At 63.7% G+C, this 21,383-nt stretch carries 26 protein-coding genes; 16 read left to right on the forward strand and 10 right to left on the reverse strand.

Annotated features, from left to right (window positions below; genetic code table 11):
* The first annotated feature begins 20 nt into the window (after positions 1 to 20).
* On the forward strand, positions 21 to 500 hold the full coding sequence (locus tag EN804_RS06830) for a MarR family transcriptional regulator (protein ID WP_127281171.1): 480 nt from the start codon (positions 21 to 23) through the stop codon (positions 498 to 500).
* A 34-nt stretch (positions 501 to 534) separates the two neighbouring features.
* Here EN804_RS06830 and EN804_RS06835 read toward each other — a convergent pair whose 3' ends face one another.
* On the reverse strand, positions 535 to 834 hold the full coding sequence (locus EN804_RS06835) for a putative quinol monooxygenase (protein ID WP_135881302.1): 300 nt from the start codon (positions 832 to 834) through the stop codon (positions 535 to 537).
* A gap of 116 nt (positions 835 to 950) precedes the next feature.
* Here EN804_RS06835 and flhA point away from each other — a divergent pair, with 116 nt between their 5' ends.
* From flhA to EN804_RS06850, 3 genes are read left to right on the forward strand one after another with little or no spacing between them, the layout of a single operon-like run.
* Entirely contained in the window at positions 951 to 3,038 is a 2,088-nt protein-coding gene (gene flhA, locus EN804_RS06840) for a flagellar biosynthesis protein FlhA (protein WP_127869888.1), read from the forward strand.
* Entirely contained in the window at positions 3,035 to 3,787 is a 753-nt protein-coding gene (fliR, locus tag EN804_RS06845; protein ID WP_135918975.1) for a flagellar biosynthetic protein FliR, read from the forward strand. The genes flhA and fliR overlap by 4 nt, the downstream gene beginning before the upstream one ends.
* A 1-nt stretch (position 3,788) precedes the next feature.
* Positions 3,789 to 4,169, forward strand: a complete 381-nt coding sequence (locus EN804_RS06850) for a hypothetical protein (protein ID WP_135918976.1) — start codon at positions 3,789 to 3,791, stop codon at positions 4,167 to 4,169.
* Between the two features lie 171 nt (positions 4,170 to 4,340).
* Here the strand turns inward: EN804_RS06850 and EN804_RS06855 are convergent, their stop codons facing one another.
* Entirely contained in the window at positions 4,341 to 5,246 is a 906-nt protein-coding gene (locus EN804_RS06855; RefSeq protein ID WP_135918977.1) for a LysR family transcriptional regulator, read from the reverse strand.
* A 114-nt stretch (positions 5,247 to 5,360) separates the two neighbouring features.
* On the opposite strand from EN804_RS06855, the gene EN804_RS06860 reads away from it, so the two are divergent.
* From EN804_RS06860 to EN804_RS06885, 6 genes are all read left to right on the forward strand, one after another.
* Positions 5,361 to 5,783 (forward strand): DoxX family protein, encoded by a 423-nt coding sequence (locus EN804_RS06860; RefSeq protein ID WP_135918978.1) that lies wholly within the window; start codon positions 5,361 to 5,363, stop codon positions 5,781 to 5,783.
* A gap of 98 nt (positions 5,784 to 5,881) precedes the next feature.
* Complete coding sequence (locus EN804_RS06865; protein ID WP_246693378.1) at positions 5,882 to 6,700, forward strand: NmrA family NAD(P)-binding protein; 819 nt, start codon at positions 5,882 to 5,884, stop codon at positions 6,698 to 6,700.
* Between the two features lie 168 nt (positions 6,701 to 6,868).
* Entirely contained in the window at positions 6,869 to 7,441 is a 573-nt protein-coding gene (locus EN804_RS06870) for a rod-binding protein (protein WP_189524456.1), read from the forward strand.
* A 13-nt stretch (positions 7,442 to 7,454) separates the two neighbouring features.
* Positions 7,455 to 7,880 (forward strand): hypothetical protein, encoded by a 426-nt coding sequence (locus EN804_RS06875; RefSeq protein ID WP_127869892.1) that lies wholly within the window; start codon positions 7,455 to 7,457, stop codon positions 7,878 to 7,880.
* A 29-nt stretch (positions 7,881 to 7,909) separates the two neighbouring features.
* Positions 7,910 to 8,431 (forward strand): hypothetical protein, encoded by a 522-nt coding sequence (locus EN804_RS06880; RefSeq protein WP_127869893.1) that lies wholly within the window; start codon positions 7,910 to 7,912, stop codon positions 8,429 to 8,431.
* Positions 8,432 to 8,622: 191 nt separating this feature from the next.
* Positions 8,623 to 8,907, forward strand: coding sequence for an SCP2 sterol-binding domain-containing protein (locus tag EN804_RS06885; protein ID WP_027144782.1), 285 nt, complete (start codon positions 8,623 to 8,625; stop codon positions 8,905 to 8,907).
* 84 nt (positions 8,908 to 8,991) lie between these two features.
* Here EN804_RS06885 and EN804_RS06890 read toward each other — a convergent pair whose 3' ends face one another.
* Positions 8,992 to 9,567: an N-acetyltransferase gene (locus EN804_RS06890; protein WP_127869894.1), complete on the reverse strand. Its 576-nt coding sequence runs from the start codon at positions 9,565 to 9,567 to the stop codon at positions 8,992 to 8,994.
* Between the two features lie 96 nt (positions 9,568 to 9,663).
* The gene (gene odc2 / locus EN804_RS06895; protein WP_135918979.1) at positions 9,664 to 10,797 is read right to left on the reverse strand and encodes an ornithine/lysine decarboxylase; all 1,134 of its coding nucleotides are present in this window, start codon (positions 10,795 to 10,797) and stop codon (positions 9,664 to 9,666) included.
* Between the two features lie 542 nt (positions 10,798 to 11,339).
* On the opposite strand from odc2, the gene EN804_RS06900 reads away from it, so the two are divergent.
* The 4 genes from EN804_RS06900 (at position 11,340) to EN804_RS06915 (ending at position 15,576) form a co-directional block, all read left to right on the forward strand.
* Positions 11,340 to 12,536 (forward strand): amidase, encoded by a 1,197-nt coding sequence (locus EN804_RS06900; protein ID WP_127275857.1) that lies wholly within the window; start codon positions 11,340 to 11,342, stop codon positions 12,534 to 12,536.
* A 104-nt stretch (positions 12,537 to 12,640) separates the two neighbouring features.
* The gene (locus EN804_RS06905) at positions 12,641 to 13,540 is read left to right on the forward strand and encodes a LysR family transcriptional regulator (protein WP_127275856.1); all 900 of its coding nucleotides are present in this window, start codon (positions 12,641 to 12,643) and stop codon (positions 13,538 to 13,540) included.
* A gap of 180 nt (positions 13,541 to 13,720) precedes the next feature.
* Positions 13,721 to 14,389 carry a DUF1007 family protein gene (locus tag EN804_RS06910; protein WP_127275855.1) on the forward strand — a complete coding sequence of 223 codons (669 nt, stop codon included), beginning with the start codon at positions 13,721 to 13,723 and terminating at the stop codon, positions 14,387 to 14,389.
* On the forward strand, positions 14,386 to 15,576 hold the full coding sequence (locus EN804_RS06915; protein ID WP_127275854.1) for a nickel/cobalt transporter: 1,191 nt from the start codon (positions 14,386 to 14,388) through the stop codon (positions 15,574 to 15,576). The genes EN804_RS06910 and EN804_RS06915 overlap by 4 nt, the downstream gene beginning before the upstream one ends.
* Before the next feature lie 35 nt (positions 15,577 to 15,611).
* Here EN804_RS06915 and denD read toward each other — a convergent pair whose 3' ends face one another.
* The 4 genes from denD to EN804_RS06935 form a co-directional block, all read right to left on the reverse strand.
* On the reverse strand, positions 15,612 to 16,589 hold the full coding sequence (gene denD / locus EN804_RS06920) for a D-erythronate dehydrogenase (RefSeq protein WP_127869896.1): 978 nt from the start codon (positions 16,587 to 16,589) through the stop codon (positions 15,612 to 15,614).
* 12 nt (positions 16,590 to 16,601) lie between these two features.
* A complete protein-coding gene (locus EN804_RS06925; RefSeq protein ID WP_127869897.1) occupies positions 16,602 to 16,814 on the reverse strand; it encodes a hypothetical protein in 213 nt (70 codons plus the stop codon).
* A gap of 89 nt (positions 16,815 to 16,903) precedes the next feature.
* Complete coding sequence (locus tag EN804_RS06930; protein WP_127869898.1) at positions 16,904 to 17,878, reverse strand: cation diffusion facilitator family transporter; 975 nt, start codon at positions 17,876 to 17,878, stop codon at positions 16,904 to 16,906.
* Between the two features lie 14 nt (positions 17,879 to 17,892).
* Positions 17,893 to 18,579 carry a GNAT family protein gene (locus EN804_RS06935; protein WP_127869899.1) on the reverse strand — a complete coding sequence of 229 codons (687 nt, stop codon included), beginning with the start codon at positions 18,577 to 18,579 and terminating at the stop codon, positions 17,893 to 17,895.
* Between the two features lie 82 nt (positions 18,580 to 18,661).
* Here EN804_RS06935 and EN804_RS06940 point away from each other — a divergent pair, with 82 nt between their 5' ends.
* Both EN804_RS06940 and EN804_RS06945 read left to right on the forward strand, forming a co-directional pair.
* The gene (locus EN804_RS06940; RefSeq protein WP_135918980.1) at positions 18,662 to 19,846 is read left to right on the forward strand and encodes a pyridoxal phosphate-dependent aminotransferase; all 1,185 of its coding nucleotides are present in this window, start codon (positions 18,662 to 18,664) and stop codon (positions 19,844 to 19,846) included.
* Between the two features lie 150 nt (positions 19,847 to 19,996).
* Positions 19,997 to 20,371: a YciI family protein gene (locus tag EN804_RS06945; protein ID WP_135918981.1), complete on the forward strand. Its 375-nt coding sequence runs from the start codon at positions 19,997 to 19,999 to the stop codon at positions 20,369 to 20,371.
* A 33-nt stretch (positions 20,372 to 20,404) separates the two neighbouring features.
* Here EN804_RS06945 and EN804_RS06950 read toward each other — a convergent pair whose 3' ends face one another.
* Positions 20,405 to 21,160 (reverse strand): SDR family oxidoreductase, encoded by a 756-nt coding sequence (locus tag EN804_RS06950; protein WP_127275848.1) that lies wholly within the window; start codon positions 21,158 to 21,160, stop codon positions 20,405 to 20,407.
* 55 nt (positions 21,161 to 21,215) lie between these two features.
* On the reverse strand, positions 21,216 to 21,341 hold the full coding sequence (locus EN804_RS38615) for a hypothetical protein (RefSeq protein WP_281404922.1): 126 nt from the start codon (positions 21,339 to 21,341) through the stop codon (positions 21,216 to 21,218).
* Between the last annotated feature and the right edge of the window lie 42 nt (positions 21,342 to 21,383).

A 21,383-nucleotide genomic window follows, 5' to 3' on the forward strand; every position in this document is an offset into this window, starting at 1 on the left:
CATATAAGAGCTCTTACATCATGCGCAAGCCAGATCAACATGCCTCGGTTCCGGCTCCGGGCGAAGGCAAACGCGGCGAGCAAGGCTATCTCGGCTATCTCCTGCGGCAGGCCGCCGGCGCGCATCGGCTGAGGGTCGACCGGGCGCTGGCCGACCTCGGCGTGACGCAGCCGCAATTCGTCACGCTGACCATGCTGGCGGCCTATCCCGGCCTCTCCAACGCCGATCTTGCCCGGCTGGCGCTGCTCACCCCGCAAACGCTCAGCGTCATCGTTACCAATCTGGAGCGCGCCGGCTCGCTGCTGCGCAAGCCCCACGCCGTACATGGGCGCATCCAGCATATCGAGCTCAGCCCCAGTGGACAGGCGCTGCTGCGGCGATGCCGGGACCGTGTGCATGCGATCGAGACCGAACTGGCCACCGGTCTGTCGGCGTCGGAGGAACGAGCCGTCAGGCGGTGGCTGGTCGGCGTTGCCACCGCCGATACCGCCGAAACCTGATTGCTTGCTGGCGGCTGGCGAGGCGCCGGACCGTTCAGGTCGGCATGGGTTCGCCGGCCTCGTAGAGCACCAGATTGCGCTCGCCGATGCCGAGCCCCGGCCAGCTCGCGCGCCAGTCGGCGATGTGCGGCGAGCGGAAATGCGCATCGAGTGCCGGCCGGTCGCGCCATGCCTCGGTGACCCGGATCAAGCCGGGATCAAGCACATCCTGCGCGTAGGAATATTCAAGGCATCCGTCCTCGGCGCGGCTGGCGCGAACCATGCGCTCCATCACCGGCCTTGCCTCGTCGAGCCTGCCGGGCGGCAGGCGGATCGTACCGATGATCAGCAGCATGGATAGTCCTTCGCGAGAGAGTCGATCCGGCCACTCTCCCACCCTCGCGCAAGCTTGGCCAGCTACCCTCGCCGGGCTGTCGCATGCTCGGCAGCCCTATGGGTTCGAGGACGAGAATGGCGATCAGCGAAAGCATCCAGCCCGGCGCGGTGGCCAAGAACGGCCGCGACATCTTCTTCGCGCTCGGCATCGTCATCATCCTGGCCGTGCTGTTCCTGCCGATCCCGGCCTTTCTCATCGACATCGGGCTGGCCTTCTCGATCGCGCTTTCGGTGCTGATCCTGATGGTGGCGCTGTGGATCCAGCGGCCGCTCGATTTCTCCTCGTTCCCGACCGTGCTGCTCATCGCCACCATGCTGCGCCTGTCGCTCAACATCGCCACCACGCGCATGATCCTGTCGCATGGCAATGAGGGCACGCACGCCGCCGGCTATGTCATCGCCGGCTTCTCCAAGCTGGTCATGGCCAGCGACTTCGTCATCGGCCTCATCGTCTTCATGATCCTGATCGTGGTGAACTTCATCGTCATCACCAAGGGTGCCACCCGTATTGCCGAGGTGGGCGCCCGCTTCACCCTCGACGCCATCCCCGGCAAGCAGATGTCGATCGACGCCGATCTCTCCGCCGGCATGATCGACGACAAGACCGCGCAGCTGCGCCGCCGCGAACTGGAAGAGGAATCCTCCTTCTTCGGCTCGATGGACGGTGCCTCGAAATTCGTGCGCGGCGACGCCATTGCCGGCCTGATCATCACCGCCATCAACATCGTCGGCGGCATCGCCATCGGCTACATCAGGCACGGCATGGGCATGGGCGAGGCCGCCGACGTGTTCATCAAGCTGTCGGTTGGCGATGGTCTCGTCACCCAGATCCCGGCGCTGATCGTCTCGCTCGCCGCCGGCCTCTTGGTTTCCAAGGGCGGCACGCGCGGCTCCACAAACCAGGCCGTGTTCGGCCAACTCGGTGCCCATCCGCGCGCGCTCTATGTGGCGGCGGCGCTGCTGGTTCTGCTCGGCCTGATGCCCGGCCTGCCACTGTTCCCGTTCTTCGCGCTGGCCGCCGGCATGGCTGGCCTCGGCTATGTCATTCCGATGCGCCACAACCGCGCGGTCGCCGAGGCCGAGGCATTGAAGAGCCAGGAGAAGGCGACCAAGGCCGAGGAAGAAAAGAACTCGGTCAAGGCCTCGCTCGCCACCGCCGAGATCGAACTCCTGATCGGCAAGCAGCTTTCGACCCGGCTCCTGGTTTCGCATCAGGAACTGGTCTTCCGCATGTCCAAGATGCGCAAGAAATTCGCGCAGCAATACGGCTTCGTCGTTCCGGAAGTCCGTGTCGCCGACGACTTCGCAATCCCGCCGAAAAGTTACCAGATCAAGGTGCACGGCACCGTGGTTGCCGAATATTCGATGCGCGTCGGCGAGATCATGGTGCTGCTCGGCAACCGCGACATACCCGAAATCCCCGGCGAGGAAATTCGCGAGCCAGCCTTCGGCATGCGCGCCTATTCCGTCATGGAAACCTTCGCCGAGGACCTGAAGCGCGAGAACTTCACCTTCGCCGACAACATGTCGGTGCTGCTCACCCATCTCTCGGAAGTCATCCGCAACAACCTGCCGCAGCTGCTCTCCTACAAGGACATGAAGGCGTTGCTCGAACGCCAGGACCAGGAATACCGCAAGCTCGCCGACGAGATCTGCACCACCCACATCTCCTATCCCGGCCTGCAGGCGGTGCTGAAGCTTTTGCTTGCCGAACGCGTCTCGATCCGCAATCTGCATTTGATCATCGAGGCCATCGCCGAGATCGCGCCGCATGTGCGCCGCACCGAGCAGATCGTCGAACATGTGCGCATCCGGATGGCCCAGCAGATCTGCGGCGACCTGTCGGAAGGCGGCGTGCTCAAGGTGCTGCGCCTCGGCAACCGCTGGGATCTTGCCTTCCACCAGAGCCTCAAGCGCGACGCCAAGGGCGAGGTGCGCGAGTTCGACATCGATCCGCGCCAGTTGGAGGAGTTCGGCCAGGACGCCACCAAGGCGATCAAGAAACACCTGGAAGCCGGCGAGCGCTTCGTGCTGGTCACCGCGCCCGACGCGCGCCCCTATGTACGCATGATCATCGAGCGCCTGTTCACCACGCTGCCGGTGCTCTCCCACGTCGAAATCGCCAAGGGCGTCGAGATCAGGGTGCTCGGGACCATATCGTGAGCGTTCTCTCGCAGGCCGTCGTCATCGCGGCGTTCCTCGCCTTCTGCCGCATCGGCGCCTGCTTCATGCTGATGCCGGGCCTGTCCAGCGCCCGCGTGCCCGTCCAGGTCAGGCTGTTCGTGGCGGTCGCCGCCACCGGCGGCCTGCTCGCCTTCCTGTGGGACAAGATCTTTCCCTTCGTCGATCCGCGTCCGCAGGTCCTGGTGCCGATGATCATTTCGGAACTGCTGGTCGGCGGGCTGATCGGCGCCATGACCAGGCTCTACACGGAAGCGCTGCGCTTCATGGGCTCGGCTATCGCCATGCTGATCGGCTATGGCGGCTCCGGCGGACCGGCGATCGAGGAGCCGGAGCCGCAGGCGGCGCTCGCCGCCATCATTTCGTTCTCGGCGCTGCTGATGCTGTTCGTCTTCGACTTCGATCACGAGATCGTCCGTGCCCTGGTGACGTCCTACACGGTCGCGCCGGTCAACGTCTTCTTCAACCCGCAGGCAGCGCTGGTCGACATCACCGACACCGTGTCGGACACGTTCTTCCTGGTCATCCGCCTCGGCAGCCCCTTCGTCGCCTATGCCATTCTCGTCAACCTGACGATCGGCTTCGTCAACAAGCTGACGCCGCAGATCCCGATCTATTTCATCTCCCAGCCCTTCGTCATCGCCGGCGGCATGCTGATATTCTATTTCGCCATTGGCACCATGCTGTCGCTGTTCGTCGACGGCTTCGTCGACCTCACACTGGCGAGGTGACATGAGCACGCGCAAGGATCGTCTGAGGAAACTCGTCAAGGTGCAGGAGCAGCTGAAAGCCCTGCACGAAACCCGCCACGCCACCTTCGTCGCCGCCGCAAACGCCGCCGAGACCGAAGCCCGTGAACTGATCGGCCATTTCGACCAGGACAATTCCCTCTCCGGCCTGTTCCCCGATCTCTACCATCGCCGCATCGCCCAGGCTGTCGTGCGCCAGGAGGAGAACCTGGAAAGCGCCAGGCAGGAGGCCGGCCTCATCGCCGCGGCAAGCGCCCGCACCAACATGGTCGAGCGCGCCTACAAGGACGTACGCAACCGCGACGAGCGCGAGAGATCAGACCGCGAGCGGCTCGATTTGATCGCGCAGAAGCGGCAGGAATAGCGGCGAGTTTTGTTGATCCAGAGACGGTCTTTGTCCGCCGAGGCGCGGGCATCCGCTCCGCGTCTCATGTCAGCCGGTTTCAGTGTCCCATTCTGGTGGGCCGCCTGGCCGCCACGGCGGACATTACTTCAGAATGTTGATTTCGACGGACGGACGAAGATGTTCGGCTCGCTATTCCAGATACGGCCTCAGCACGTCTTCGATCCATGCCATGAATGCGCGGACCCGGCGCGACAGATTGCTCCGATGAGCCACGACGAGGGACACAGCGATCGCCCGTCGACGAAAATCGGGTAGGACCTCCACAAGCGTTCCGCTCTCCAGGTATTGGCCAATCCCCAGGAGTGGCGCCTGAATCAGGCCAAGGCCGGCGAGCGCAGCGGCGTCGTAGGTCTGCGCGCTGTTGACGTGCAGCGCGCCTGGCAACTGAAGCGTCGCGTAGCTGTCGCCGTCCGGATATTCCCATCCCAAGGGTCTTGCGCCCAGCACCGTCGAAAAATGAATTGTCCGATGTTCCTGACGCTGCAGATCTTCCAGCGACAGAGGGACGCCGTGGCGCGCCAGATAGGCGGGACTGGCGGCGTTGACCATGCGCAACAGGCCCAGAGGGCGGGCAATCAGCGTTTCGTCCCGGATGGCTCCAAGCCGCAATACACAGTCGAACCCCTCTTGAACCAGATCGACTTGCCGATCCGTACTCGACATCTCCAGCTCCAACTCGGGGTGAGCCGCCATGAAGGCCGGCAAGGCCGGCACGATCGTTGTGCGCGCAACCTCGGTCGGAAGATCGACCCTCAGACGCCCGCGAAGTGCCACGCGATCGCCTGCGAACATCGAGTGTAAGTCATCGATTTCAGCAAGCAGATCGCGGGCACGGGCATGAAATGCGCGTCCGTCTTCCGTCAACTGCACGCTGCGCGTCGTCCGGTGCAGGAGCCTGACACCGATATCTTCTTCCAGCTTGCGGACCGCCATTGAGGCCCTTCCCTTTTGAATGCCCAAGCTGTCGGCTGCGTGAGTGAAGCTCTCCATTTCCGCTACCGTTATGAAGATGAGGATGGGTTCGAGATTCTGCATTTTCGCGCCTCGGTATTGTTCCCCGCAGAGAGAACAGTGAGTTCTCAACCTCGGCGCTTATCATATCTAAGAGACACAGTAAGCTCCGAATATATTCCAATCGGAGAATGACAGGTGCCCCAAACAATGAACCTTCATCAGGCGCCTGAAACCATCACCTTGCAGCGCGCCGTGTGGGCCGGCCGGATAATGAGCGCGTTTGTCGTGATTGCTCTGGTGGCTGACGGCACTGTTCAGCTTTTCGCGCCGGCACGGATCGCGAGCATGTTGCAGGAAACCGGGTTCGCGATGGAGCTGACCCGTGTCGTGGGTCCTATCATACTCGCCTGCGCCATCCTTTACGCCATCCCGGCCACCGCCGTCCTCGGCGCGATCCTGGTGACGGGCTTTCTGGGCGGCGCCATCTGCGCCCATGTCCGCATTGGTGAGTTGGGGTCGCCGCCGGAAGTCATTTCCCTGCTTCTGGGCGCGATGACATGGGGCGGCCTCTATCTGCGCGATCCCCGTATCCGGGCCATTCTGCCGCTCATCCTTTGAACCCGCGGAACAGGGTTCTGTGCCTCAAGATCAGGAGAAAACGCATGTTTTTAGTAATGGGAATTACGGGAAAAGTTGGCGGCGCGACGGCAAGGCATTTGCTGGCGCAAGGCAAGAAAGTACGCGCGCTGGTCCGCGACCGCGCGAAGGCGGCTAGCTGGACAGACCAGGGCGTCGAACTGGTCGACGGCGACTGGAACAATGCGGCGGCGATCGAGCGGGCGCTCGCAAGCGTCGAAGGCGCGTTTGTCATGTTGCCTCCCATCTGGGCCCCCACACCGGATTTCAACGAAGCCAAGGGCATCATCGCGAACTATGTCAAGGCGCTCGCCAAAGCGCCGGCGCCGCGGATCGTGGCGCTTTCGTCGATGGGCGCGGACAGAACCAGCGGGATGGGGCTGATCACGGCCCTGTCGCTTCTGGAGCAGGGCTTTGGCAACCTGAAATTGCCGATCGCATATGTGCGAGCCGGCGGGTTTTTCGAAAACTTCCTTTATGGCTTGCAAGTCGCCCAGGGCGGCGCGTTGCCGGTCTTCTACAACCCGACCAATCGGCAATCGACCATGGTCGCGACCGACGACATCGGCGCCGAGGTCGCAACGCTTCTGGGCGGGCCGGCATGGTCGGGGCATCGGGTCATCGAACTCGGTTCGATGGTGAGCGCGGATGAAGTCGCCGCGCAATTGGGTGAAGTCATGAAGCTCGACGTTAAAGCCTTTGCTGTCCCGAGGGCCGGGTGGCCGGCGACGTTCGAACAGTTCGGCATTCCAAAGGGCCAGTCTGGCCCGGCCGAAGCGATGTATGAGGCCGTCAACGCCGGAGGGATGGACCTCGGAGTCGAGGGTACGGAGCACGTGGCGGGCACGACGTCCGCACGCGATGTATTCGAGGCTGCCCAGAACGCCCCAAACGTGTAAGTCCGGGACGGATCAGGCATGAGACGGAGGCTGCCCGCTACTGCGAGGAGAATCGGACGCGGCAGACTTCCACCCATCCCTGCGTTCCACCTCCAACCTCCGCAAGCCTGCCACAAGCTTGTTGAGGCATGGTCCTGGCTAAGGAAACCCGGCAAAAGGCGGACTTTCTTGGCGATTTCTCCACCCAGCGACATCGTGATGGATGTCGCCCGAGCTGCCGATCCGATGGATATCGAGGCTGCCCGCGCCGCGCTGACCAAGCGCGCCGGCGGCGTCGCTGCCACGTTTGCGGTCGACACCGCGGCTTCTGTCGATGCCGGCTCGATCCTGTCACGCGCGACGGCCGACAAGGCCGCCGCCACGGCCGATCCTGCCAAGAAGTTCAAGAAGTTCGAGGCGATGGTCTTGCAGACCTTCATCCAGAACATGCTGCCCAAGGACACCGAGGGCGTCTACGGCACGGGTCTCGCCGGCGACATGTGGAAATCGCAGCTCGCCGAGCGCGTCGCCGACGTCATGGCCGATCGCGGCGGCATCGGCATCGCCAAGTCGCTGCTCGCCGACCACTACATGGACGGCAAGCGCAAGGTGCCGATCGGCCCGGTCTCGAATGGACCGGAAAAGACCGAAATCGACCAGCAAACCCGTCTGTCCACCTCGCTCGTCCAGGAATTGCAGCGCAAGGCCGCCAGGTCGATGACCGGCGACGAGACAACCATAAAAACAGACATCAAGATCTAGACTGGGAAACACCATGGCCGACTCTTCCGAATTCACCGCCAACCTGCCAGCACGAGCGACCGCGCCGGACACACCGGCCCCGTTCGCTCGGCCTGGAAACCTTGCCGCCATCATCGGCCGCATCGAGGAGGTGGTCGAGGAAGAGACCGCCGGCATCCGCAGCGATACAAGCTATGACCTCAAGGCGTCGAACGCCCGCAAGAGCCGTTATCTCTACGAGCTCACCCGCGCCATGAAGGGCGGCAGCGAGGCCGAATTCCTCGAGCAGCATCGCGAGGGCCTGACCCGGCTGCGCCAGAAGCTGGCGAAGAACGAGGCCGCTATCCTGGCGCATCTGAGCGCCGTCAACGAGGTGGCCGGCCTGCTGCGCAGCGCCATTCAGCGCGCCGAAACCGACGGCACCTACTCCGCCGGCGAATTCGGCAGGCTGAAAGGGTAGAGCGCGGCGATGCCGGGCTCGGATTCAAAATGATCAAGGTCATCGCCATAGCGGTCTGGATCTGCGCCGCCACGCTCGGCGCGGTGTTCTATTCGTTCCAGGCCGCCGGCGAACGCGGCGTCGGCGAGAAACCCAAGCCGATGCTTGGCGGGCTGGACTACGTCAAGACCGACGTCATTTCGGTGCCGCTGATCCACGATTCAAAGATCGACGGCTACTTCCTGGCCAAGCTCGTCTACACCGTCGAGCCCGAGCAGATAAAGAAGCTGTCGATCCCGGCCGAGGCGCTGATTACAGACGAGGTCTACAGCTATCTCTACGCCCATCCCCAGATCGACTTCACCAAGAAGGCGACGGTCGACCTCGATGCCTTTCGTGCCGCCATCCGCGACACGATCAACACACGTGTCGGCGCAACCCTGGTGCATGAGGTCCTGATCGATCAGGTCAATTTCCTGAGCAAGGATGAGATCCGCGACAACTGGCTGCGCCGGCGGCAGGATGCCAGCACCCCCGCGACCGAGACGCCTAAGCCGGTCAGCGCGCATTGAGCTATCGGCCGTCGGGCCGGCGCCAGCGGTCCCGATAGCAGTCGGCGCCGGGGCCGATGCCCGCAATTTGCGTTGACGTAAACGTCAATCCAAAGCTATATGCGGCAGCGATTGTAATCGCCTCAGAGGCATGGGCTTCGGCCGGACCGAAATGCCCTGCGCGACAGAATGCAACCAGACAGGAGAACAGCGTGAGCGTTCAGGAGATTGCCGAGAAGATCAAGTCGCGCGTGGCCAGCAGCGGGTTCGATCGTTCCGTGAAATTCGACACCGGCAGCGACGGCGTCATCGTCATCGACGGCGCAACCGTCTCGACCACGGACGCCCCCGCCGACTGCACCATCAAGCTCTCGCTCGACGATCTGGATTCGCTGATCGCGGGAGACCTGAATCCGACCATGGCCTTCATGACGGGCAAGATAAAGGTCGAAGGCGACATGACCGTCGCCATGGCGCTGAGCCAGTTGATCGGCTGAACGGACGTGGCCGCCAGAAGCGGCTTTGAGATGACAAAACGCCGCCTTTTCAGGCGGCGTTTTGTTTTTGAAGGGCAGTCGCGCTTAAGCCTCACGCGCCAGGATCGGCGCCTGTGCCTTGAGCTTGCGGCCGGACGCCTTCAGCGTCCCCTCGGCGCCATCGAGCGCGCCCTCCACCAGTTCCAGGGCCAGCAGGCGGTGCCGCTCGTAAGGTCCCGGCATGGCGAGCGCGCCGGTCCTGGCGGCCGAAAAGCCGAAGCGGCCATAGTAGGGCTCGTCGCCGACCAGCAGGATCGCCGCATGGCCGAGGCGCGCGGCTTCCGCGATGGCATGCCGCATCAGCGCCGAACCGATGCCGGCACTCTTGAGCGAGGGGTCGACGGCGAGCGGGCCAAGCAGCAGCGCCGACGAACCGCCGTCGCCCAAGGTGACATCCCATAGCCGCACCGTGCCGGCCACGCCGCCCGAGGCATCGCGCGCGACGAAGGCAAGACCCTCCGAGGGCCGACGGCCACGCCGCAGCTTTTCCGACGATTTGGTCTTGCGCTTCGGCCCCATGGCGCGATCGAGCAAGGCTTCGCGCGCCGCCACGTCGGCAACGGTTTCGGCAACCACGGCCAAGGCCGGCGCATGAGCTACGATTTCAACTGACATTTCCATTTCCGCGATCCCTGGCGAGCGGAGATCTGTTCCACAGGCGAGCCCAAGCGGCGACGGGCGCCCACCTGGGATGATCTGATCGGTTCTTTCGAACCGTCAGATCACGTAGGATCGGAGAGGCTCGAAGCCGTTGAAGGCGACCGCCGAGTAGGTGGTCGTGTAGGCGCCGGTGCCTTCGATCAGCACCTCGTCGCCGATGGTCAGCGACAAAGGCAGCGGATACGGCGTCTTCTCGTACATCACGTCGGCCGAATCGCAGGTCGGGCCGGCGAGCACGCAAGGCGCGGTCTCGGTGCCGTCATGCGCGGTGACGATCGGGTAGCGGATCGCCTCGTCCATCGTCTCGGCCAGGCCGCCGAACTTGCCGATGTCGAGGAACACCCAGCGTACATTGTCGTTGTCGGCCTTCTTCGAGATCAGCACGACTTCCGACTTGATGACGCCGGCATTGCCGATCATGCCGCGGCCCGGCTCGATGATCGTCTCGGGAATGGCGTTGCCGAAATGCTTGCGCAGCGCCGAGAAGATCGCCTGGCCATAGGCCTGCGCCGCCGGCACGTCACGCAAATAGCGGGTCGGGAAGCCGCCGCCCATATTGACCATCTTGAGCACGATGCCTTCCTCGGCCAGCGTCGCGAACACCTTCTTGGCGTCGGCCAGCGCACGGTCCCATGCGGTCAGGTCGGTCTGCTGCGAGCCGACATGGAACGACACGCCATAGGCGTCGAGGCCGAGGCCCTTGGCATGGCGCAGCACATCGACGGCCATGGCCGGCACGCAGCCGAACTTGCGCGACAGCGGCCATTCGGCGCCTTCGCCATCTGTCAAAACGCGGCAGAAGACGCGTGCGCCGGGAGCGACGCGGGCGATCTTCTCGACCTCCTCGACGCAGTCGACCGCGAACAGCTTGATGCCGAGCTGGTAGGCGCGTGCGATGTCACGCTCCTTCTTGATGGTGTTGCCGAAGGAGATGCGGTCCGCCGGCGCACCGGCGTCCATCGCCATCTCGACTTCGGCAACGGAAGCGGTGTCGAAGGACGAACCCATCGCAGCAAGCAGGCGCAGGATTTCCGGCGCCGGGTTTGCTTTCACCGCATAGTAGATCTTGGAATCGGGCAGCGCCTTCTCGAAGGCGCGGAAATTGTCGCGCACGACATCGAGGTCGACGACGAGGCAGGGGCCGGACGGACGTCGGGTGGCGAGGAAGTCGAGAATGCGCTGGGTGGCCATCGGGTTTCTCCATCGCGCCTTTCGGCGCGCACAAGGGTGCGGGCGCGGGCTGTCGGCCTCGCGAACACGCGGTCAAACAAAGGCGGGACGGAAAATCCATGGAACCAGCCGGTGGAGACCCCGGAACCATGAAACGCCGTCTCGCGGCGATGAACCTTGGCCTTGCCCGGCTTCGGTTCGCTTTGTCTGCCTTGGCTTGGATTGGGAGAACCCCGTTCCGCACTGCCGGCAATGAAGGTGTGCCTCTTCAGTAACCCCGGTCTTTGGACAACCGGCAGAGAACCAGAAAGGCCCGCACCGTCGTTGCTTCAAGGTGTCCTCGGTCTGGCGGTTGGCCGCTAAACCGACTGGAGGGGTTGGCTCCAGTTACCTTACCGATTTCCCTCACCATTCGAGGATCGGCGGACACCCACAGGCACGTGCGACTTTGGGCAAGCGCGATATAAGAGCGAAGCATTTCACAATCAATAAAAATCGTATCCCAGGTTGTAAAATTTCTGGCATCGAACAATGTTGGCGCAACCGTATCCGGATATCGAACGATGACAGGCACACACGGCCCCTTCAACGCCTTTCTCGATCTCCGCCAGATGCCGGTGGCGCATGCCGAGCTTGGGCCGCTGGCCGGGCTGCGGCTGGCGGTCAAGGACATTTACGACGTCGCCGGCTACCGCACCGGTTGCGGCAATTTGCAGAAATTCGCCGGAGGCCACGCCGCTTCGCGCACGGCAGGCGCCGTGCAGATGATTCTCGACGCGGGCGCGCGTTTCGTCGGCAAGACCCAGACCGACGAACTCGCCTTCGCTCTGTTCGGCCAGAACGCGCATTTTCCGTTTCCGGTGAACCCGGCGGCTCTCGACCGCGTCACCGGCGGTTCGTCTTCGGGGTCGGCCGCGGCGGTGGCGGGCAGGCTGGCCGACATCGCAACGGGGTCCGACACAGGTGGTTCGATCCGCGCGCCGGCGAGTTTCTGCGGGCTGATTGGCCTCCGCACCACGCATGGCCGCATTTCCCTCGACGGCACCATGCAGTTGGCGCCGAGTTTCGACACGTTCGGCTGGTTCGCCGACGACATCGAAACCTACGAGACCGTCGGCAAGCTGCTGCTTGGCCGCGATCCGCATCAACATTCCCTGGATCGGCCGCTGACGCTCGGCTGGCTGGACGAAATGATCGCCCGGCCGGCGCTCGCCGAATTTGCAGGAATGAAGGCGCTGGCGAGCGCGGTGTTCGGTACGCCGGCGACGCCGATGTCGCGCTTCAGTTCTTCTCCGGATGAACTCTACTGGTGCTTTCGCCGGCTGCAGGCCAGGGAGGCCTGGACGGTGCATGGCGAATGGATCACCAGCGGCGAGCGCGACCTTGGGCCTGGGGTCGAGGAGCGGTTCGGCTTCGGCCGTGCCGTCGACGATCGGACGGCACAGGCCGAAAAAGTGCGCCGGCTGACTTTTCGCGGTGAATTGAGCGCCCTGCTCGGCAAGGACGGTTTCCTTATTCTGCCGACGGTGCCGGGTCCGGCGCCTTATGTCGACAGCACACCCGAGCAGTTCCAGGCCTATCGCGAGCGCGCCTTGCACCTTCTGTGCCTGGCCGGGCTCTCCGGCTTTCCCCAAATCACCTTGCCGATCGGCTCGGTTGCCGGCGCACCGTTTGGACTTTCGCTGCTTGGCCCTTCCGGCAGCGACATTGCCCTGATACGGCTCGGCCGAAAACTTCTAATGCATGTCGCGCAAAAGTGACCTCGGTTTTGCGAAGAGGACATGCATCAAACAACACTCAAAGCGCGTCGCGTGAATTCGTTTCGACGCGACGCGCTTTGGACGCAGCACAAAGGGCCTGAATAATGGACACACTGACCCGCATGCGCGCCTTCATCGACGTCGTCGAGGCCGAGGGCTTTTCGGCGGCGGCGCGCAAGATCGGCCGCTCCAAGGCGCTGCTGTCGAAATATGTGCGCGAGCTGGAGGACGAACTCGGCGCGCTGCTGCTGAACCGCACGACGCGCCAGTTCTCGATGACCGAGGCCGGCCACACCTACTACCGTCGCGCCTCCGAGATCGTGCGCGAAGTCGACAGCCTGGCCGACGCCGTGCGCGAGTCCTCAGGCGACGTGCGCGGCCGCATCAAGCTGTCGGCGCCGCGCACCTTCGCCGACGCGCCGATCGGCCAGTCGCTGATCGACTTTGCCAAGCAGTATCCCGACATAGTGCTCGACATCCAGCTCGACGACCGCTTCGTCGATCTCGTCGAGGAAGGCTTCGACCTCGCGGTGCGCATCTCGCGGCTGGAGAATTCGTCGCTGATCGCAAGGCGCCTGGCGCCGTTCTCGATCAAGCTCTGCGGTTCTCCCGAACTGATCGCCAAGCATGGCATGCCGACACGGCCGCAGGATCTCAGCCACATGCCCTGCATCGTCGACACCAATGGCCGCGGATTGAACAACTGGCCGTTCAAGGGCGACAATGGCGACCCGGTGAGCATTGCCGTGTCGGGCCCGATCGAGGTCAACAGCCCGATGGCGGCGCGCGCCGCGGCCCTGTCGGGTCTTGGATTTTGCATCCTGCCGGATTTCATCGCCGCGCCTGACCTCAAGAGCGGCCAATTGGTGGCGGTGCTCGACGACCGCATCCTATCGGGCGGCGGCATCTTCGCCGTCTACCCGCATCGCCGCTATCTGCCGGCGAAGGTGCGCGTTTTCGTCGACTTCCTGGTGCAGTGGTTCAGGACGCGTGAGAGCGCCTGACCTGCCTCAGGCCTCGAGGCGCGTCGCGCCGCGAAGCGCTTTGAGTTCTCGTTGCGTGCGTGCCGTTGTCCCTGAACCGCCGCGCACTTTTGGGTGACATGCGCCGACAGTCCCAATTTCGCCCCCTTTCTGGTAACCTTCGGCAACTCTTTCCGAAAGCCAAGGGAATCGCGACCGCGAATGTATTTGAAACGGCACGCAATCACGCTGGCTTCGGCCTTGGCGGCGACTTTCGCCGCGACGGGACCGGCCGAGGTGCATCCGCACGTCTTCGCCGAGGCACGCCTCGACGTGATCCTGGCCCCGGATCACCAAAGTGTGAAAGCGCTGCGCCATCTCTGGCGCTTCGACGATCTGTTTTCGAGTACGGTGATGATGGAGTTCGACAAGAACTCCGACCTGAAGCTTGACGACAAGGAGCTGAAGGAGGTCGCCGACACGGTCCACGCCTCGCTAGCCGAGTTCAATTACTTCCAGCTCGTCACGCAGGACGGCAAGGACGTGGCGATGACGCCGCCGCCCCACCTGATGGCCAATTTCGACAACGACCAGTTGATCATCCTGTTCGAGTCCGAGCCGAAGGCGCCGATCAAGCTGACCGGCAAGATCGACATCGGCGTCTATGATCCGACGTTCTACACCGCGATCGACTTCACCGAGGATTCCAACATCACGGTCGAGGGCCTGCCCTCGAACTGTGCCAGCAAGGTGGTCCGTCCTGATCCGGACGAAGCGATCAAGGAAAACCAGAAGACCCTGACGGATGCCTTCTTCAACGATCCGACAGGCACCGACATGAGCAAGATCTTCGCCACCAAGCTCGAACTGACCTGTCAGCCAGAAGGATGAACCCGGTGACGAAACCGTCCCTGCGTTTGGCATTCGGCCTGTTGGCCATCGCTTTTGCCACGATGCATTTCGCCAATGCCGCGCACGCCCAGAGTTCGCTCGGCATCGGCGTCAATGATGGCATGGCGCCCAGCACCGGTCCGTTCGCCCACATCCTGATGTGGATCAATCTCAGGCAGCAGGAATTCTATCGCGCGCTGGCGACGGCCATGAAGGCGATGCGCCAGGACAATAGCAAGCTCTGGGTGCTCATCGGCCTGTCCTTCGCCTATGGCATTTTCCACGCCGCCGGCCCCGGTCACGGCAAGGCGGTGATCTCCTCCTACATGGTGGCCAACGAAGTGGCGCTGAAGCGCGGCATCCTGTTGTCCTTCGTCTCGGCGCTGCTGCAGGGCCTGACGGCGATCCTGGTGATGCTGCTTGCCTATTTCGTCCTGCGCGGCACCACGATCTCGATGACCGATGCGGCCTGGTTCATGGAGATCATGAGCTTTGCCCTGGTCACCCTCTTCGGCGCCTGGCTTCTGTGGCGCAAGCTCGGCCCCGCCGTCCTGCACCTGTTTGGCAAGGGGCCGGCCTACAGCCTGTCGGCGGCCCATGCCGGCCATTCGCATGGGGCTCATTCCCATGGCCACTCGCATGCAGGCCATTCGCATGCCGCTCATTCGCACGCGCTGCGCGCGTATGACGATCACGACCATGTGCATGACCATTCACACGATCATCACGACCATGGCGCGCATGACCATCATCACGACCATGGCGCGCACGATCACGCGCATCATGACCATGCGATCGGCGAGGTCTGCGAAACTTGCGGCCATTCGCACGCGCCCGATCCGGCAATGCTGTCCGGTGACCGCTTCGACTGGCGCACCGCCTGGTCGGCGGTAGCGGCGGTCGGCATCCGCCCCTGCTCCGGCGCGCTGATCGTGCTGAGTTTCGCGCTGCTGAACGGGCTCTGGCTCGGCGGCTTGCTGTCGGTGCTGGCGATGTCGATCGGCACCGCCATCACCGTCTCGGCGCTGGCGACGATGGCCGTGACCGCTAAGAACTGGGCGGTCTATTTCGCCGGCGACGGCCGCATGGGCAACCGCATCCACTCGATCGTCGAGATCGGCGGCGCGGCCTTCGTGTTCCTGTTTGGACTGCTGCTGCTGTCGGCGAGCCTGACAGGCGGCGTCTAGGCCTCCACCACGATCGAACGGGTGGCTGCGGACCTCTAATTGGGTATCTTGCCGCCCAGCTCATCCTCGATATGGGCGCGGATGATCTCGTCGAAACTCTTCTCGGCGCTGAAGCCAAGCTCGCGTGACCGCCGCGCCTCGAACCGGGTCGGCCAGCCCTTGACGATCGTCCAGATCGTCTCGTCGGGCACCTCGCGGATCAGCTTTGCCGTCTTCGATCCGGCGATGCGTTCCAGCGCCTCGATTTGCTCGCCAACGCTGACGGCGACGCCCGGCATCGTCAGGTTGCGGCGCGGCCCGACGGCGGCACCGTCGATGCCAGCCGCATGGATCAGGAAATTCACCGCCGAGCGCGGGCTGGCATGGGTATGCACGACCGAGCGCGGCACCGGCAGGATCGCCTCCTGCCCGCTCAGCGGCTCGCGGATGATACCGGAGAAGAAGCCGGAGGCCGCCTTGTTCGGCTTGCCCGGCCGCACGCAGATCGTCGGCAGCCTTATGCCGATCCCGTCGAAGAAACCGCGCCTGGAATAGTCGGCGAGCAGCGCTTCGCTCATCTGCTTCTGAGTGCCGTAGGAGGTCAGCGGCGTCGGATGGAAGTCGTCCGGTATGACATCCGGGAACGGCGCGCCGAACACCGCGATCGACGAGGTGAAGACGACGCGCGGCGCGAATCCGCCCAGGCGGATGGCGTCGAACAGCGCGCGCGTGCCGTCGAGGTTGACGCGGTAGCCGAGGTCGAAATTCGCTTCCGCCTCACCCGACACGACGCCGGCGAGATGAAAGACGACATCGGGACGTGATGCGACAAGGCTCTCGGCGGCGCCTGCTTCGGCAAGGTCACCCGTGTGCAGTGCGACGCTGACGCCGTCCATGGCCGGCGCCTGCGGTGGCACGATGTCGTGCAGATCGAGCGCGGTGATCTTCTTGCCCCGCAGCGTGCCGTCCTTGGCCAGCCGGGCGATGACCTTGCGGCCGACCATGCCCGCGGCGCCAGTGATCAGAATGCGCATGTCCGATATCCCTTACTTGTCCCGATTATTACGCTGGGTGCGCGCGCGCAGCCAGAACACCAAGAAAAACGCCAGCACGAAGACGGTGCCGAAGATACCCGCCAGCACGGTCGAAAAACTGCCGAGTGCCAACATCATGGTCGGCAGGTAGAAGGCTGCAATGCCGAACACAAGCATGATCCAGACCGCCGCGATGGCCGCATTGCGCGTGTCACGGTCCATCATGCCGCACCGGAGCGGCGGTCGTTGATCGGGCTGAGTTTCAAAGCTGGAGAACTCCTGAGGCAGGTCCGATCGATGGTCATCGGTCGGACCTAGTGATAGTGGCCGTGATGCGCAGCCGCATCGTGCCCATGCTGATGCTCATGATCGTGGTCGTCACCATCGTCGGCGCACTGGCCGAATTCCGGTTCCACGGTGGCATGGCTGATGCCGTGTTCGCTGGCAAGCCGCTTCTTGATGGCGCTGACGGCCTGATGCGCATCGACGCCCTCGTTGAGGCACGCATGCAGCGTCGCCATGCTGCTTGTCCCGTCGATCGACCAGATATGCATATGGTGCACTTCGCGCACACCCTGGACCGTTGCCTGGATGTCCCCGGCGATCAGGTCGCGGTCGAGGCGCGGCGGTACGCCTTCGAGCAGGACGTGGGCGGCGGCACGCATCAGCGACCAGGCGGTGGACAGGATCAGCAACGAGACCAGCACGGACAGGATCGGGTCGATCGGCGTCCAGCCGGTCGCCAGGATGACCAGTGCCGCCACGATCGCGGCTGCCGAGCCGAGCAGATCGCCAAGCACATGCAGGATGGCGCCGCGCATGTTGAGGTTGTCTCGATCGCCGCCATGCAGCACCAGGAAGGAGCCTATGTTGACCAACAGGCCAAGGATCGCCACCACCAGCATCGGTCCACCCAGCACCGGCGCCGGTGTCTGCAGGCGATCCCAAGCCTCGTAGACGATCCACAGCGCGATGACGAAGATGGCGATGCCGTTGGTGTAGGCCACCAGCGTCTTGACCCGGCCGAAACCGTAGGTGAGCTGGCCGGTCGCCGGGCGGCTTGCCAGATGAAAGGCATACCAGGCCAGGCCGAGCGCGATGGCGTCGGCGAGCATGTGGCCGGCATCGGCCAGCAGCGCCAGTGACCCCGTAAACAGACCGCCGAGCGCCTCGGCGACCATGAAGCCGGCGGTAAGGCAGGCCGCGATCAGGACGCGCTTCTTGTCGGTCGAGCCATGCACATGGCCGGCGCCGTGATCCTGCCCGCCGTGATCGTGGGTATGCGACAAATGGCAAACTCCCGTTAGGCGCCGAATTCCGCGCGAAAATCCTCGAGCCGCCTCTTCTGCTGGCCGTCGCCATCGAAATTGGCCGGATCGAGCCAAGCTTCATAAGCCTTGCGCAGAGCCGGCCATTCCTTGTCGATGACCGAATACCACGCGGTGTCGCGGTTTTCACCCTTGACGATGAGATGCTGGCGGAAAATGCCCTCGAACTTGAAGCCGAACCGTTCCGCCGCGCGCTTCGACGGCTCGTTGCGGTTGTTGCACTTCCATTCGTAACGGCGATAGCCGAGTTCGTCGAAGATGTATTTCATGAACAGGAACTGGGCTTCCGTCGCCGCCGGCTTGCGCGAGATGAGCGGTCCCCAATAGATATTGCCGATCTCGATGACGCCATAGGTCGGATCGATGCGCATCAGCGTCTGGCGTCCCGCGATCTTGCCGCTGGCCTTGTCGATGACGGCGAAGAACAGCGGATCCTCGCTCGCCTCCACCTTATCCAGCCATGGCTGGAAGGCAGCGCGGGTTTCCGGCGGATAGTCGGGCAACCAGGCAAAGCGGCCATCGACGTCGGATACGGACGAGGCTTCGTAGAGACCGTCGCCGTGCTTCGCGGCGTTCAGCGGCTCGAGCCTGACGGTCCGTCCCTCCAGCACCTTGCGCTCGGGCCGAGGACGTGGCTGCCAGTTTTCAAGATTTTCCGTCACCAGAATCTCCAATCCGTTGACTTTTGCGAGCGGACGCTCACAAAAACGCTGCCGCAGTGTAAGAACCACAGGGACGGGAAAAATGCTCCACACGATTTCGGCCTTCGACCGTCTCGGCGAGGAAAATGCATTCGCGGTGCTGGCGCGAGCAACGGCACTTGCCCAACAGGGCCGCGACATCGTCAACCTCGGCATCGGCCAGCCAGATTTCAAGACGCCGCAGCACATCGTCGAGGCGGCGATCAAGGCACTGCGTGACGGTCACCATGGCTACACGCCGGCCAACGGCCTCTTGGCAACGCGCGAGGCGGTGGTGCGCCGCACGCTGACCACCACCGGCGTCGAGGTCTCGCCCGAGGCGGTGATGATCATGCCCGGCGGCAAGCCGACCATGTTCGCCGCCATCCTGATGTTTGGCGAACCGGGCGCCGAGATCCTCTATCCCGACCCCGGCTTTCCCATCTACCGCTCGATGATCGAATTCACCGGTGCGACCCCCATTCCCGTGCCTATGCGCGAGGAGAACGGCTTCGCCTTCTCGGCGCAAGAGACGCTGGCGCTGATCACCTCGAAGACCAGGCTGTTGATCCTCAACTCGCCGGCCAATCCGACCGGTGGCGTCACGCCCCGGGCCGAGATCGAAAAACTGGTAAAGGGGCTGGAGAAGCACCCCGGTGTCGCGATCCTCTCCGACGAGATCTACGACGTCATGACCTATGACGGCGAGACGCATTGTTCGTTGCTCGGCTTTCCCGAGATCCGCGACAGGCTGATCGTGCTCAACGGCTGGTCGAAGACCTGGGCGATGACCGGCTGGCGCATGGGCTGGTCGATCTGGCCAAACGGCGACAAGGGCGCCCATCTCTACGACAAGGTGCGCAAGCTGGCGGTCAATTGCTGGTCCTGCGTCAACGCGCCGAGCCAGTTCGCCGGCATCGCGGCCATTGACGGTCCGCAGGACGATGTCGACAAGATGATGCGCGCCTTCGACAACCGCCGGAAGATCGTGGTCGAAGGCCTGAATGCCTTGCCAAACATCTCCTGCATCACGCCCAAGGGCGCCTTCTATGCCTTCCCCAACGTCTCGAAGGCCGGCTGGAAGGCCAAGAAGCTCGCCTCGGCCCTGCTCGACGAGGCCGGTGTGGCGCTGATCGGCGGCCCCGATTTCGGCATTCTGGGCGAAGGCTATATCAGGCTGTCCTACGCCAACTCCGAGGAGAACATCCTGCGCGCGCTGGAGCGGATCGGGGCGTTCCTCGCCAAGTGAGCTTCAAAGCGGCCCGCTGCCCTTCCGGATTATTTGCGGCTGGCCGCCATGGCGGTGTCATGAGCCGTCGGGAGACGCGTGGTCAAGGCTGGGCGCAAATGCCGAGAACAGCTACGGTTTTGGGATCAAGATCAACCGAGGTGCCCCTCAATGTTCTATGCAATCCTTGCCTATCACGTGGAAGATGCGATCAAGGCGCTGACGCCGCAAGAGGATGCGGCACTGATGGCTGAGTTGCTGAAGATCAACACCCGGCTTCGTGACGAGGGCATCCTTGGACCGTCCGCGCGTTTGGGGGCGACACGGGATGCCTGTACCTTGCGCGGCCCGGCCGACGGCGTGATCATCGACGGCCCTTTCGCCGAGACCAAGGAACAGTTGCTCGGCCTCTATGTCGTCGACTGCGCCACGAGGGACGCGGCCATCGCGATCGCCCGTGACCTTCGCAGTGTCAATCCCACCGCCGTCTACGAGATCAGGCCGATTCTACTCTTCAAGCCCGGCGTGCCGTTGGCGGGCAAATGAGCCGGCGGCGAAAGCCATGCCGGTGCCCGTCGTTCACCCACGCCCAACGAATGGCATCTTGGTCGCCATCACAGTCATGAACAGCACGTTGGCGTCGAGCGGCAGGCTGGCCATGTGCACCACCGCATCGGCGACGCGCTGGACATCCATTACCGCTTCGGCTGATATCGAGCCATTGGCCTGCGGCACGCCGACGGTCATCGGCTGTGCCATGTCGGTCAGCGCATTGCCGATGTCGATCTGGCCGCAGGCGATGTCATAGGGGCGGCCATCCAACGCCAGCGTCTTGGTCAACCCCGTAATCGCATGCTTGGTCGCCGTATAGGGCACGGAGCCCGGACGGGGCGCATAGGCCGATACCGAGCCGTTGTTGATGATGCGGCCGCCCATCGGCTTCTGCTTGCGCATGGCGCCGAAGGCGGCGCGCGCGCACAGGAACGAACCGGTGAGATTGACGCCGACAATATCGTTCCACACCTCGACCGGGATCTCGTCGATCGGTGTCGACTTGTATCCCATGCCGGCATTGTTGAAGAGCAGGTCGACACGGCCGAAAGCCTCCACCACCGTCTCGAACAGATCGTCGACCTCACCGGCCTTGCTGATGTCGCAGGCAACCGCCAATGCCTTGGCCTCGGTCGGGCCGATCTCGGCGATCGCGGCATCCAGCACCGGCTTGCGGCGCCCGCAGAACACCGTGTTCCAGCCAGCCTTGAGCAATGCCGTGGCGACGCTCTTGCCGATCCCGGTGCCAGCGCCGGTGACGATGGCGGTTTTTTGCTCGGTCATGGCAGATGTCCTCCGGCAGCGCCGCGCGTGCCTGTCTGATTGTCAGTGTTTCGGCTCAAGACAGGAAGGCATCGCAAATGACGGCGGCGATGGCAAGCGCGGCCACCGGGCGACGCGCTCGAAAGGTACGACCTGTTTTTTCGGAGAAATCCCGGCAAGGGCCGACAAAAAGGGCGGTCATTGGCGACCGCCCTGATCTGAACCGGGCTTGGGAGGAGGAAAG

The sequence above is a fragment of the Mesorhizobium sp. M8A.F.Ca.ET.161.01.1.1 genome, from assembly GCF_004792105.1.
Lineage (GTDB): Bacteria > Pseudomonadota > Alphaproteobacteria > Rhizobiales > Rhizobiaceae > Mesorhizobium.